This window comes from Actinomadura luzonensis (assembly GCF_022664455.2).
Taxonomy (GTDB): domain Bacteria; phylum Actinomycetota; class Actinomycetes; order Streptosporangiales; family Streptosporangiaceae; genus Nonomuraea; species Nonomuraea luzonensis.
The window spans coordinates 2,642,133-2,654,200 of the sequence record NZ_JAKRKC020000001.1; the positions used below are offsets into that span (position 1 = coordinate 2,642,133).

Annotated in this window: 15 protein-coding genes; 11 read left to right on the forward strand and 4 right to left on the reverse strand. The window is 71.2% G+C overall.

What is annotated here, in order from left to right; translation table 11 throughout:
* Positions 1-31: 31 nt before the first annotated feature.
* The gene (locus MF672_RS12720; protein ID WP_242373993.1) at positions 32-892 is read right to left on the reverse strand and encodes an EamA family transporter; all 861 of its coding nucleotides are present in this window, start codon (positions 890-892) and stop codon (positions 32-34) included.
* A gap of 57 nt (positions 893-949) precedes the next feature.
* Between MF672_RS12720 and MF672_RS12725 the strand changes: the two genes are divergently transcribed.
* The 5 genes from MF672_RS12725 (at position 950) to ccsB (ending at position 5,560) form a co-directional block, all read left to right on the forward strand.
* Entirely contained in the window at positions 950-1,588 is a 639-nt protein-coding gene (locus MF672_RS12725; protein ID WP_242373992.1) for a histidine phosphatase family protein, read from the forward strand.
* A 77-nt stretch (positions 1,589-1,665) separates the two neighbouring features.
* Positions 1,666-2,232 carry a TlpA family protein disulfide reductase gene (locus tag MF672_RS12730; protein WP_242373991.1) on the forward strand — a complete coding sequence of 189 codons (567 nt, stop codon included), beginning with the start codon at positions 1,666-1,668 and terminating at the stop codon, positions 2,230-2,232.
* The gene (locus MF672_RS12735; protein ID WP_242373990.1) at positions 2,225-2,947 is read left to right on the forward strand and encodes a cytochrome c biogenesis CcdA family protein; all 723 of its coding nucleotides are present in this window, start codon (positions 2,225-2,227) and stop codon (positions 2,945-2,947) included. The genes MF672_RS12730 and MF672_RS12735 overlap by 8 nt, the downstream gene beginning before the upstream one ends.
* A complete protein-coding gene (gene resB / locus MF672_RS12740) occupies positions 2,947-4,509 on the forward strand; it encodes a cytochrome c biogenesis protein ResB (RefSeq protein WP_242373989.1) in 1,563 nt (520 codons plus the stop codon). Before MF672_RS12735 ends, resB begins: the two co-directional genes overlap by 1 nt.
* The gene (ccsB, locus tag MF672_RS12745; protein WP_242373988.1) at positions 4,499-5,560 is read left to right on the forward strand and encodes a c-type cytochrome biogenesis protein CcsB; all 1,062 of its coding nucleotides are present in this window, start codon (positions 4,499-4,501) and stop codon (positions 5,558-5,560) included. Before resB ends, ccsB begins: the two co-directional genes overlap by 11 nt.
* 7 nt (positions 5,561-5,567) lie before the next feature.
* On the opposite strand, the gene MF672_RS12750 is transcribed toward ccsB, so the two are convergent.
* Positions 5,568-5,858 (reverse strand): PLD nuclease N-terminal domain-containing protein, encoded by a 291-nt coding sequence (locus MF672_RS12750; protein ID WP_242373987.1) that lies wholly within the window; start codon positions 5,856-5,858, stop codon positions 5,568-5,570.
* Between the two features lie 136 nt (positions 5,859-5,994).
* Here MF672_RS12750 and MF672_RS12755 point away from each other — a divergent pair, with 136 nt between their 5' ends.
* Positions 5,995-6,999, forward strand: a complete 1,005-nt coding sequence (locus MF672_RS12755) for a hypothetical protein (protein WP_242373986.1) — start codon at positions 5,995-5,997, stop codon at positions 6,997-6,999.
* A gap of 11 nt (positions 7,000-7,010) precedes the next feature.
* A complete protein-coding gene (locus tag MF672_RS12760) occupies positions 7,011-7,253 on the forward strand; it encodes a hypothetical protein (protein ID WP_242373985.1) in 243 nt (80 codons plus the stop codon).
* 157 nt (positions 7,254-7,410) lie between these two features.
* Here MF672_RS12760 and MF672_RS12765 read toward each other — a convergent pair whose 3' ends face one another.
* The gene (locus MF672_RS12765) at positions 7,411-7,632 is read right to left on the reverse strand and encodes a BldC family transcriptional regulator (RefSeq protein ID WP_026214226.1); all 222 of its coding nucleotides are present in this window, start codon (positions 7,630-7,632) and stop codon (positions 7,411-7,413) included.
* 257 nt (positions 7,633-7,889) lie between these two features.
* On the opposite strand from MF672_RS12765, the gene MF672_RS12770 reads away from it, so the two are divergent.
* Positions 7,890-8,108 carry a DUF4229 domain-containing protein gene (locus MF672_RS12770; RefSeq protein ID WP_242373984.1) on the forward strand — a complete coding sequence of 73 codons (219 nt, stop codon included), beginning with the start codon at positions 7,890-7,892 and terminating at the stop codon, positions 8,106-8,108.
* Here MF672_RS12770 and MF672_RS12775 read toward each other — a convergent pair.
* Positions 8,105-9,325 (reverse strand): delta-60 repeat domain-containing protein, encoded by a 1,221-nt coding sequence (locus MF672_RS12775; protein ID WP_242373983.1) that lies wholly within the window; start codon positions 9,323-9,325, stop codon positions 8,105-8,107. The two genes, MF672_RS12770 and MF672_RS12775, sit on opposite strands and share 4 nt — an antisense overlap.
* Positions 9,326-9,403: 78 nt before the next feature.
* On the opposite strand from MF672_RS12775, the gene MF672_RS12780 reads away from it, so the two are divergent.
* The 3 genes from MF672_RS12780 to MF672_RS12790 all read left to right on the forward strand — a co-directional run bounded on the left by MF672_RS12780 (position 9,404) and on the right by MF672_RS12790 (position 12,068).
* Positions 9,404-10,129, forward strand: coding sequence for a demethylmenaquinone methyltransferase (locus MF672_RS12780; protein WP_242373982.1), 726 nt, complete (start codon positions 9,404-9,406; stop codon positions 10,127-10,129).
* Between the two features lie 225 nt (positions 10,130-10,354).
* Entirely contained in the window at positions 10,355-11,608 is a 1,254-nt protein-coding gene (locus MF672_RS12785) for a geranylgeranyl reductase family protein (protein WP_242373981.1), read from the forward strand.
* A 64-nt stretch (positions 11,609-11,672) separates the two neighbouring features.
* On the forward strand, positions 11,673-12,068 hold the full coding sequence (locus MF672_RS12790; RefSeq protein WP_020542657.1) for an NADH-quinone oxidoreductase subunit A: 396 nt from the start codon (positions 11,673-11,675) through the stop codon (positions 12,066-12,068).

A 12,068-nucleotide genomic window follows, 5' to 3' on the forward strand; every position in this document is an offset into this window, starting at 1 on the left:
GCGGCCCGGCTCCCGGCCAGGAGCCGGGCTCTCAGCTCAGCGCGATGGCGGCCACCCCGCCGAGGATCACCCCCGCCGCCAGCAGCCGCCGCGCCAGGTCGCCCTCGGCCAGCAGCCGCCCGCCCAGCACCACGGCGATCAGCACGCTGATCTCCCTGGCCGGCGCCACCACGGTCACCGGCGCGAGCGTGAACGCGATCAGCACCAGCAGGTACGACACGAAGATCAGCACGGCCGCCCCGGCGATGCGCCACCGGTGCTCCCGCCACACCGGCGCGACGAGCGCCCGCCGCCGCGCCCCGAGCGCCACCGGGGCGAGCGCCAGCGCGCGCCCCACCTCGCCCAGGTAGATGAGCGTGACCGGGGCCACCCCGAAGGGCCCCACCACCTGCGAGTCCCACACCGTGTACGCCGCGATGAACACCCCGATCACCAGCCCGGCCGTCACCGAGCGCAGGTCGCCGCGGGCCGTGCCCCCGCCGAGCAGGAACACCCCCACCCCGACCAGCACGATTCCCGCCACGTTGGCCGCCGACGGCCGCTCGCCGAGGAACAGCACCGCGACCAGGCTCGCCAGCATCGGCCCGGTGCCCCGCGACACGGGGTAGACCACCGACAGGTCGCCGTGGCCGTACCCGCGTTGCAGCAGCACGAAGTACCCCATGTGCAGCGCCGTGCTGCCGCAGACCACCGCGAGGTCCCGCCAGGACGGCAGGTCGCCCGTCACCACCAGGAACCCGGCGAACAGCGGCGCCCACACCGCCGCCGAGGTCACCGCCACCAGCCAGACGAACACCAGGCCGTCGGCCCGCGAGGAACGCTTGCTCAGCAGGTTCCAGGTGGCGTGGGCGACGGCGGCGACGAGCACGAGGAGCAACGCCCAGGGACTCACCCCGGGACCCTATCTCCCGGCGAGCCCCGGCGGGCGAGCGGATAGGCTGTGCCCACCATGGCTGAAACCACCGTCGTCCACCTTCTGCGCCACGGTGAGGTGCACAACCCGAAGGGCATCCTGTACGGCAGGCTGCCCGGATACCACCTGTCCGAGACAGGTCAGCTCATGGCCGAGACGGTCGCCAAGGCGGTCGGCGGCCGTGACATCGTCGCCATCTTCAGCTCGCCCCTGGAGCGGGCCCTGGAGACCGCGGCCCCGCTCGCCGACAAGCTGGGCCTGGAGATCCAGCGGGACGACCGCCTCCTCGAAGCGGGAAACCTGCTGGAGGGCCGGCCCGTCGCGCAGGGGGTGGGGTTGTTCCGCGACTGGCGCAACTACCGCTACTTCTGGAACCCGCTGCGCCCGTCGTGGGGCGAGCCGTACCCGGCGATCGTCCGCCGGATGAAGGCGATGGTCGACGACGCGCGGGCGGCGGCGCGCGGGCACGAGACGGTGCTCGTCAGCCATCAGCTCCCCATCTGGGCGATCAGGTCGGCCGCCGAGGGCCGCCGGCTCTGGCACGACCCGAGGCGCCGGCAGTGCGCGCTGGCCAGCCTGACGACGTTCACGTTCGACGGCGACCGGCTCATCAGCGTCGGCTACAGCGAGCCGGCCGGCTCCCTGGACACCGGGCCGTCCGTGCCCGGCGCCTGATCCCGGTGTCCGGAGCGTCGGGGCCCGCCGGTAGAGTTGCAAGCTCTACCGGTTGTAGTACAAGGAGATCTCCCTCCGTGCGCGCCAAGTCCCTCTCCCTCGTCCTCCTGGCCCTGCTGGCCGGAGGTTGCGCCGGCAACCAGAGCGGCCAGCCGCAGGCGGGCGACACCCGGTTCGTCGCGGGCGACGGGAAGATGCAGGTGTTCGCTGTGAGCGAACGCAAGCCGGCGCCGGCCGTCCAAGGCCCCACCCTCGACGGCGGCTCGGCCTCGCTGGCCGCGCACAAGGGCAAGGTCGTCGTGCTCAACTTCTGGGCGTCCTGGTGCGGGCCCTGCCGGGCCGAGGCGCCGGTGCTCAAGGAGGTCGCGGCCAAGACCAAGGGCGCCGGGGTCGAGTTCATCGGCGTCGACTTCAAGGACCGCCAGGCCGACGCGCTGGCCTTCGAGCGCACCGAGCAGACCGGCTACCCGTCGATCTACGACCAGCCGGGCAAGGTCGCGCTGGCCTTCCAGGGCACGGTGCCGCCCGCGGCCATCCCGTCCACGCTGGTCATCGACGAGCAGGGCCGCATCGCCGCCCGCGCGCTCGGCGCGGTCAAGTACACCGACCTGATGAACACCGTCACCAAGGTCCGCGATGAGTGACGTCGTCGCCTCGGGCTCGCTGCTGCTGGCCGTGCCGATCGCGGTGCTCGCCGGGGTGGTGTCGTTCCTGTCGCCGTGCGTGCTGCCGCTGGTGCCGGGCTACCTGTCGTACGTGACCGGGATGAGCGCCGCCCCCGGGCGGGGGCGGCTGGTGCTCGGCGCGGGGCTGTTCGTGGCCGGGTTCGGGCTGGTGTTCGTGCTCAGCGGGGCGCTGTTCGGCGGGCTCGGGTCGCTGATGCTGCTCAACGCCGGCATCATCACGCGGGTGCTCGGCGTGCTGACCATCGTGCTCGGGCTCGCCTTCCTCGGCGTCGTGCCCGGGCTCATGCGCGACGTGCGCATCCACCGCCTCCCGGCGGCGGGGCTGGCCGGCGCGCCGCTGCTCGGCGTGGTGTTCGGCCTCGGCTGGACGCCGTGCATCGGGCCGACCCTGGCCGTGGTGCTGGCACTCGGGCTCAACGAGGGCAGCGCCGGCCGCGGCGCCCTGCTGGCCGTGGCGTACGCGCTCGGCCTCGGGCTGCCGTTCGTCGCCGCCGCGCTGGCCTACAGCAAGGCGCTGCGCACGTTCCGGGCCATCCGCCGGCACTCCCGCCTCATCACCCGCATCGGCGGAGGCATGATGGTGGCCGTCGGCGTGCTCCTGGTGAGCGGCCTGTGGGGGGAGATGATCGCGGCCATGCAGGGCGTGATCGGCGCGTTCGAGCCGGTGATCTGATGAGCGTCAAGGAGCTGGAGCGCGAGCAGGCGCCCAAGCAGGCGGGCTTCGGCCTCACCGGCTGGCTGCGCTGGGCCTGGCGCACGCTCACCTCGATGCGGACGGCCCTCATCCTGCTGTTCCTGCTGGCGCTCGGCTCCGTGCCCGGCTCGCTGGTGCCGCAGCGCAGCGTCGACCCCGACAAGGTCGCCCGCCTGTACGACCAGAACCCGGCGCTGGCCGAGTGGTACGACCGCCTCCAGCTCTTCGAGGTCTTCACCTCGGTCTGGTTCGCCGCCGTCTACCTGCTGCTGTTCACCTCGCTGGTCGGCTGCATCATCCCGCGCACCCTCACCTACGCGCGCGAGCTGCGCCGCAAGCCGCCAGCCGCGCCCAAGCACGTCACCAAGCTGCCCCACCACGCCGTCATCGAGCACGGGCCCGGCGTCGAGGAGGCCGCGCGGCGGCTGCGCCGGCTGCGCTTCCGCGTGGTCACCGGCGACGGCTGGGTCTCGGCCGAGAAGGGCTACCTGCGCGAGACCGGCAACCTGTTCTTCCACGTCGCCCTGATCGGCATCCTGCTCGCCATCGGCGCCGGCTCCCTGTACGGCTACCGCGGCAACGTCCTGGTCGTCGAGGGCGACGGCTTCGCCAACACCGTGGCCGCCTACGACCGGTTCATCCCGGGCAGCCAGGTGTCGGCCGAGTCGCTGGAGCCGTTCTCGCTGCAGCTCGGCGACTTCGCGGTGTCCTACCAGGTCGAGGGCGAGAAGCGCGGCCAGGCGCTCGACTACACCGCGCACCTCAAGGTCAACGACTCCCCGTCCGCGCCCGCCCGGGACGTCGACCTCAAGGTCAACGACCCGCTGGAGATCGGCGGCACGCAGACGTACCTGATCGGCAACGGCTACGCGCCGGTCTTCAAGGTCACCGACGGCAAGGGCCAGGTGGCCTACGAGGGGCCGGTGGTCTGCCTCATCGAGGACAAGGCCACGATGACCTCGGGCTGCGTGCTGAAGGCGCCCGACGCGCAGCCGGCGCAGCTCGGGTTCCTGCTGCGCTTCCTGCCCAGCAGCGTCGCGCTCCGCGACGGCACCTACGCCTCCGCCTTCCCCGGCGACCTCAACCCCGAGGTGCAGCTCCTCGGGGCCTTCTCCGGCGACCTCGGGCTGCGCGACGGGCAGCCGCAGTCGGTCTACGAGCTGGCCCCGCCGGAGAAGCTGAAGAAGCTCAAGCCGCTGCTCATGGGCACCAGCGTGCCCAAGCCGCTCGCCGTGGGGCAGTCCGTCGACCTGCCGGGCGGCGCGGGCAGGCTCCAGTACACCGGCGTCAAGCAGTGGATCACGCTGCAGATCGCCTACGACCCCGGGCGGCTGCCCGCGCTGCTGTTCGCCGGCACGGCCGTCGTGTCGATCGCCCTGTCGCTGCTCATCAGGCGGCGGCGGGTGTTCGTGCGGGTCACCGCGGACGGCGCCGCCGAGGTGGGCGGCCTCACCCGCACCGAAGGCTCCGCGGCGGGCTTCGCCGAGGAGTTCGCCGACATCGTCAAGGTTCTATCAGCAGGAGAGAAGGATGTCCGCTGAACAACTCGCCGAGCTGAGCGACCTGACCGTCGTCGCCGCGGTGCTGCTCTACGTCCTCGGGATGGTCGCCTTCGCGACGGAGCTGGCCTTCGGGCGCTACGTCGCGGGCAAGAAGGCTGCCACCGGCGCTGCCGCGGGGGCTGAGGGCGCCGCGCTGGCCGCCGCCAAGCGGCCCGTCGCGGTCGGCGCGGCCGGGGCCGACGGGCCTGAGGGGGCCACCGGCGTCCTCGACGCCGACGCCCCCGCCGACGCCCCCGCCGACACCGTCACCGGCGCGGCCGCGAACGCCCCGGCCGAGGCCGGGCAGGGCGGCGTGACGGCGCCGTCGCCGCTGGCGGCGCGGGCCGGCACCGTCGCCCTCGCGCTGGGCTGGCTCGGCTGGGCCGCCAACCTGGCCGCCATCATCACCCGGGGCCTGTCCGCCGGCCGGTGGCCGTGGGGCAACATGTACGAGTTCGTGGTGGCGATCTGCTTCGCCGCCGTCACGGCGTTCCTGCTCACCCAGCTCCGCCACAACGTGCGCTTCCTCGGCGCGTTCGTCATGGTGACGGCCGCGCTCGGGCTGGGCCTGGCGTCCAAGGTCTTCTACACCGCGGCCGGCCCGGTGGTGCCGGCGCTGAACTCGTACTGGATCGCCATCCACGTGACCGCGGCGATCATCGCCAGCGGGCTGCTCACGCTGGCGGGCGTCGCGGGCGTGCTCTATCTGGTGCGCGGCGAGGGCATGTCGCGCCTGCCCGCCCGCGAGGACCTGGAGCGGGTGGCGCACCGGGCGATCGTGTTCGCGTTCCCGCTGTGGACGTTCGCGGTGATCGCCGGCGCGCTGTGGGCGGACCGCGCCTGGGGCCGCTACTGGGGCTGGGACCCCAAGGAGGTGTGGTCGTTCATCACGTGGGTGGCCTACGCGGCCTACCTGCACGCGCGGGTGACGGCCGGCTGGAGGGGGAAGGCCGCCACCGTCGTGCAGCTCGTGGCGTTCGGCTGCCTGATGTTCAACCTGATCGGCGTCAACATCTTCATCAGCGGCCTGCACAGCTACGCCGACGTCTGAGCCGGGCTCAGGCCTCGTCGCCGCGCAGCCGCCGGTCGAGGTCCCGCAGGAAGTCGGGGTCGTCGTCGGGCCCCTTCGGCATGCCCGGGCCGTGGGTGACCGGCCAGGCCTGCCGGGGCGCCCGCGGCCGGCCGCGGGCCATCCAGACCAGGCCGCCGACGAGCGGGATCAGCACGACGACCATGATCCATAGAGCTTTTGGTACGTTCCGAACCTCATCTTCCGGAGTGGTGACGACGTCGAAGAGCGAGAAGAGCCAGAAGGCCAGCAGCGCCAGGCCGATCAGAACACCTGCCATGCCCGAACTGTAAGCCATCCGCGACGTGATCGTGCTTCCCGATGTCCCATTTCGGGTGACTAGGGGAAGATCCGCGTCGTACGGTGGTACCTGAAACGGCGGAGCCCACGGGGTTCCACGGGCGTTGAGAGGTGCGATGGCCTTTTCTCAGGACAAGGGCCGGCATCGTCGTGGTCGCTGGTGGCGGCGTGGGTCGTACCTCTTCTCGCGGCGGTCCGAGGCGCCCAGGGGAGCGGACCGTTCCTTCTGGTCCGACGTCCGTGAGAAGCCCAGGGAAGCGCCCGACGGCCCCGCCGAGGGTGAAAGGGTCAACGGGGCAGGGCGAGGCCGCAGACCGGGCGCTGAGCGGCCGGAACACCGCTCCTGGCCGGGCGCGGAACACCGTCCCGAGCAGCAGAGCTGGGACGGCTTCGCGCTCCGCGAGCGCCCCGAGCGACTGCCGGCCGCCGTCCTGGAACGTCCCCGCTACTCCTGGTACGACTTCGAGCTCGACGACCGCCCGCCGCGCGCCGAGCCGCACCGCCCGGACGCTCCCTCCCTGGGCGACGGCCTGCGCCACTGCGGGAAGCTGGAGTCCATCCTGCACCGCCAGTGGGACGCCCGGCAGGGCCCGCCGCCGCCCGACGTGGTCCGCGCGGTGGAGAGCCTGGCCCGGCTGCCCGACCGGCTGAAGGAGAAGCTCGCCGAAGGGCTGGAGGGCATCTACGTCGGTCCTGGCGGCGTCCCCGACCTCGACGACATGGGCTACTTACGCGGCGCTCCGCTGCCCTCCGGCCGCGCGACCTGGGACATCTGCGCCGGCGCGTACGGCGACCGGAAGATCGTCGTCGGCGACCGTCCCTCGCCGACCCCCGACGTGATGATGCACGAGGTCGGCCACGCCATCGACGACATCGACTCGGCGTACGGCGCCTGGGTGTCGGACTCCCCGGAGTTCGTCTACCTCTACGAGAAGGCCCGGCCCATCCTGGCCTCCGCCTTCCACCGCCAGGGCGGCGGGCTCGGCCGCAAGGAGTTCTTCGCCGACGCCTTCGCCGCCATCGCCGCCCGCCAGCGCCCGGCGCTGGTCGACATGCTCGGGGGTGACACGCGGATGGCGCTCGACGTCATGCTGTTCTTCAACCGGCGCTACGGAATCTAGGTGATTCGGTCATGTACGTCATCCGGCTCGCGGACGGGACCGTGCGCGTTCCGCAGAGCCTGACCAGCGAGGACGGCCGGCTGATCGGCAACGCCTACGCGGAGCTGCGGCCGGGCGATCCGGACTACGAGCGATGGCTGGCCGAGTCACTGACGGAGGAGGAGCTGGAGGAGCGCCGCCGGCGCTGGGAAGAGGAGAACGACGACCTGGAGCGCGAGTTCCTGGCGTTCAAGGCGCAGCAGGAGGACGCCTGAGGGTCACCGGCGGGACTCCGGACAGGCGCCAGCCACGGTCGGCGGTTGGCGCCGCCCCGTGCTCGCCGTACGCAAGTGTGGCCGGGAAGCACGCGAAACTCGGGTTCCGCAGGCGGTGACCCTGCCGGGTCGCAGGATCACCGTCTCGGACGGAACGTCAGACGCGCGGGGACTCACCTGCTGGCCTGTCGGCCGTGAGAACGTCCTCGCCTCGGAGAAGGGCGTGCACTTCCGACTCGCGGAAACGCCGGTGCCCTCCGGGGGTGCGGATACTGCTGATGCGGCCTGCCGCAGCCCAGCGCGTAACCGTCTTTGGGTCTACCCGGAAGAGGGCGGCAACCTCTCCAGGGGTCAGCAGACGCTCGCTGCTACTCTCCACCAATCTCTCCCCCTCGCATCCCGCTTCCTGCCAGCGGGCGGACAGGTAACCAGTGTGTCGAGCGAAGCCTGATTTATCCGTGGTTTTCGGAGAAGATCACGGGTTGTTATCAGCTGACTGCCCGATTGTTATATGATAGAGCCTCTTTGGGGCTCTCGTGGGTGTTTCTTTACGAAACTCCCTAACTGGGAACAGTAGCAGCGCACGTGCCCGATGCGAAGAGCGACCGGGACACAGGTCCGAGTAACCTCGAAGCCGTGCATCCCGTTCTCGTTTACACCGCGTCACGCATCGGCCTGTTCGTCGTGACCCTCGGGGTCTTGCGCCTGCTCGGCCTGCAAAACCCGCTGGTGCTCATCGCAGCGTCGTTCTTGATCAGCGGAGTGGCCAGTTACGTCCTGCTGTCCAAGCAGCGCGACGCCATGAGCGCGCGAATCAGCGACAGGCTCGACCGGCCGAAGCCGCAGGACGACTAGGGCAGGGGGAACATGCCAATCCGGGCATGGTACTCCCGTCCGAGTCTCGTTGTGTCACTACCGACAAGTAGTCCGCCAGGTTGCGCCGAAAACGCCTTCACGCCGATCCCTCGCTCCCGCGTGGGATTCCAGCCGAGCGCCATTCCGGTCCGCGGATGAATGGCGCCGATGCCCTCGCGTGACACCGCCCCCGGCCCGGCCGTGTCGCGTCCGCGCGGGTTGTTCAGCCAGCGCTGGTGCCCGCCCACGTACACCGCGGCCCCGGTCACCGCGACCGCGTAGAGCGAGTCGCCGCCCGTCGCGTTGACCCAGGTGGGACGGATCGCGGAGCCCTTCGCGTAGGTCTCGAAGCGGGCCGCCGTGTCGCACATGCCGCCCCGCGGGCCGCCCGTGGTGACGACCACGAAGTAGCTCCCGTCGGGGGAGAAGTCGAGGCCGCGCACGTACGACGGGAACGCCTCGGCGCACCTGCGCGCGTAGGCGTCGGTGCGCCAGGGCGCGACCCGCGCCGTGGGGCCGCTGACGTCGATCAGGCCGAGCTGCGGCCGCGACTGCCCGTCGAGCGTGGTGAACGAGCCGTCCACGGCCAGCCGGCCGCGCGACAGCGCCAGCGCGTAGACCTTCACCCGGGACGTCAGCGGCGCCCCCGGCGTCACGGCGAAGCCCGGGTCGGCCGCGCCCGTGGCGGCGTCGAGCCGGGCCAGGCCCTCGCGCGGCCCGGTGAAGTCGCCGCCCACGTAGAGCGCGCGGCCCTGCCGCACGACGGCGCTCACCGAGCCGCCGGTGAGCTGCGGCGCGAAACCGGTGTCGAGGGCGCCGTCGGACAGCCGGACCCTGGCCAGGCCGCGGGCGCGGACGTTGTCGACCCCGTAGAACTCGCCGCCCAGGTAGACGGTGCCCTGGTCGCCGGCGGCCAGCCCGTAGACGGGGCCGGTGACCACCGGGGCGAAGTCCGGCAGGACGCGCCCGGTCGGCAGGTCGAAGGCGAACAGGTTGTCGCGCGGCACGACCTCGGCGCGCGCGGCGTCGCTCACCTCGCTGAAGGAGCCGCCGACGACGGCGGTGCGGCCGACGACGGCGATGGCGTTGACGATGCCGTCGAGGACGTGCGGGGTGTAGTCGACCGGGTCGGCCGACACGACGCGGGTCTGCGTCACGTGGCCGTGGGCGGCGGGGGCACCGGCGATGATCGCCGCAAGGGCGACACGGGCAAGCATTCCCCAACAACTAGCAGACTCTCGGTAATATGACAGTCACTTTCCGTTGATTGTCCCGATAGCCATAAGCTTTCCCGCATGACGCGCGCTCAGTTGGACAAGCAGCCCGGCGAGGTCGCCGCGATGTTCGATCGCACCGCCCGGCGCTACGACCTCGTCAACGACGTGATCTCCCTCGGGCAGGTCAGGCTCTGGCGCAAGGCGGTGGCCGCCGCCGTGGACGCCGGCCCCGGCGAGGTCGTGCTCGACCTGGGCGCGGGCACCGGCACCTCCACCGACTCCTTCACCACGCTCGGCGCCCGGGCCATCGCCTGCGACTTCTCGCTCGGCATGCTGAGCACCGGCGTGCGGAGGCACGGCGGCAACGCGCTGAGCGGCGAGGGGGTGCCGTTCGTCGCGGGCGACGCGCTGCGGCTGCCGTTCGCCGACGACGCCTTCGACGCGGTGACGATCTCGGTGGCGCTGCGCAACGTGCACGACACCGAGCAGGCGCTGCGCGAGATGCGCCGGGTCACCAGGCCGGGCGGCCGGCTGGTGATCATGGAGTTCTCGCACGTCACCGTGGGGGCCTTCGACCGGGTCTACCGCGAGTACCTGATGCGGCTGCTGCCGCGGGTGGCCCGGGTGCTCGGCTCCAACGACGACTCCTACGAATACCTCGCCGAGTCGATCCGCGACTGGCCCGACCAGCGCACGCTGGCCGCCGCCATCCAGCGGGCCGGCTGGGAGCGGGTGGCCTGGCGCAATCTGTCGATGGGCATCGTGGCCGTGCACCGGGCTTTCAAGGCATCCGATAGGGCCTGATTTCGCAAAATTTCAGAAAATTCCCCCGCGCCGGATTTCCCCCCATGTCGACGCTCGGCCCGTCACGGGCGACACGCCGTCCCCAAGGATCACAGAACGGCCCCCCGACTGCCACTATGTACAGGAAAAGCAGTAGACTGCGGGCCGACAAGTTTGTGAAGGGGTTCACAAAGGAACGAAGGCGCCACACCCCGAGCCTTCGCGTGTGTAGGACAGGACAGTCCAGTGACCGTGCCAACAGCCAATCAGGCTGACGCCGACGTCATCGTCGTCGGCGCCGGTCCCGCCGGTTCCGCAACCGCCTTTCACCTCGCCCGGGCCGGTCTCGACGTGCTGCTCCTGGAGAAGACCAGGTTCCCGCGCGAGAAGGTCTGCGGCGACGGCCTGACCCCGCGGGCGGTCAAGCAGTTGCTGAACATGGGCGTCGACATCGACGCCCCCGGCTGGATCAGGAACAAGGGCCTGCGCGTCGTCGGCGGCGGCCTCCGCTTCGAGCTGGACTGGCCGCAGCTCGACCGGTTCCCCGACTTCGGCCTCGTCCGCACCCGGCAGGACTTCGACCAGATCGTCGCCGCCAACGCGGTCAAGAACGGCGTGCGGCTCATGGAGGGCGTCACCGTCACGGCGCCCGTCCTCGACGACCGCAGCGGCCACATCGTCGGCGTGGAGACCAAGGACGGGCGCACCTTCCGCAGCCGCCTGGTCGTCGCCGCCGACGGCAACAGCACCCGCCTCGCGCTCGGCATGGGCCTGCACAAGCGCGAGGACCGCCCCATGGGCGTGGCCGTGCGCACCTACTTCGAGAGCCCCCGCCACGACGACGACTACCTGGAGATCTGGCTGGAGCTCTGGGACGGCGACACGCTGCTGCCCGGCTACGGCTGGATCTTCGGCGTCGGCGACGGCACCGCCAACGTCGGCCTGGGCCTGCTCAACACCAGCGCCCAGTTCAAGAACATCGACTACCGCGACCTCCTGCGCCGCTGGACCAGGTCGATGCCGGCCGACTGGGAGTTCACCGAGGAGACGATGACGGCCCCGATCCGCGGCGCCGCGCTCCCGATGGCCTTCAACCGCCAGCCCCACTACACGCGCGGCCTGGTGCTCGTCGGCGACTCCGGCGGGGCGATCAACCCCTTCAACGGCGAGGGCATCGCCTACGCGATGGAGACCGGCGAGATCGCGGCCGAGGTCGTCGCCAAGGCCCTGCGCGGCACCACCCCCGCGCAGCAGGAGCGGATCCTCCGCACCTATCCTCAGACGCTGAAGGACGCCTACGGCGGTTACTTCACGCTCGGCAAGTGGTTCGTCGAGGCGATCGGCAAGCCGGGCGTGATGAGCTTCGGCACCAGGCACGGACTGCCTCACCCGAGGCTGATGCGCTTCGCCATCAAACTCCTTGGTAATCTCACCGACCGGCGAGGCGATGCGTCAGACCTGATCATCAACGCACTCTCGAAGGTCGCCCCACCAGCATGAATCCCGCAATCAACAGATCCGGCTGCGCGCCCGCGCGCGCGGCGACTCCAGAGGAGGCGTAGCGATGGACCTTTACGTGCCCATCCTGGTGCTCGCCGTTCTCGCGGGGGGCTTCGCGATCTTCTCGGTCGCCATCGCTCCCTTCACCGGCCCCAAGCGCTGGAACCGCGCCAAGCTTGACGCCTACGAATGCGGCATCGAGCCGACGCCCCAGCCCGTCGGTGGTGGACGGTTCCCGCTCAAGTACATGGTCACCGCGATGCTCTTCATCGTGTTCGACATCGAGATCATCTTCCTTTACCCGTGGGCCGTCTCGTTCGCGCCGCTGCGCAACGACGCCGGCCAGGTGATCATGCCGGGTCTCGGCCTGTTCGCCCTGGTGGAGATGCTCCTGTTCATCGTCACCGTGCTCGTCGCCTACGCGTACGTGTGGCGCCGCAAGGGTCTGGACTGGGACTGA

Bases quoted from the DNA above. Each gene is read 5' to 3' on its own strand.
- resB (WP_242373989.1), top strand. From the start codon at position 2,947: ATGAGCGTCAAGGAGCTGGAGCGCGAGCAGGCGCCCAAGCAGGCGGGC.
- MF672_RS12790 (WP_020542657.1), top strand. From the start codon at position 11,673: ATGGACCTTTACGTGCCCATCCTGGTGCTCGCCGTTCTCGCGGGGGGC.
- MF672_RS12755 (WP_242373986.1), top strand. From the start codon at position 5,995: ATGGCCTTTTCTCAGGACAAGGGCCGGCATCGTCGTGGTCGCTGGTGG.
- MF672_RS12735 (WP_242373990.1), top strand. From the start codon at position 2,225: ATGAGTGACGTCGTCGCCTCGGGCTCGCTGCTGCTGGCCGTGCCGATC.
- ccsB (WP_242373988.1), top strand. From the start codon at position 4,499: ATGTCCGCTGAACAACTCGCCGAGCTGAGCGACCTGACCGTCGTCGCC.
- MF672_RS12780 (WP_242373982.1), top strand. From the start codon at position 9,404: ATGACGCGCGCTCAGTTGGACAAGCAGCCCGGCGAGGTCGCCGCGATG.
- MF672_RS12725 (WP_242373992.1), top strand. From the start codon at position 950: ATGGCTGAAACCACCGTCGTCCACCTTCTGCGCCACGGTGAGGTGCAC.
- MF672_RS12750 (WP_242373987.1), bottom strand. From the start codon at position 5,858: ATGGCAGGTGTTCTGATCGGCCTGGCGCTGCTGGCCTTCTGGCTCTTC.
- MF672_RS12760 (WP_242373985.1), top strand. From the start codon at position 7,011: ATGTACGTCATCCGGCTCGCGGACGGGACCGTGCGCGTTCCGCAGAGC.
- MF672_RS12775 (WP_242373983.1), bottom strand. From the start codon at position 9,325: ATGCTTGCCCGTGTCGCCCTTGCGGCGATCATCGCCGGTGCCCCCGCC.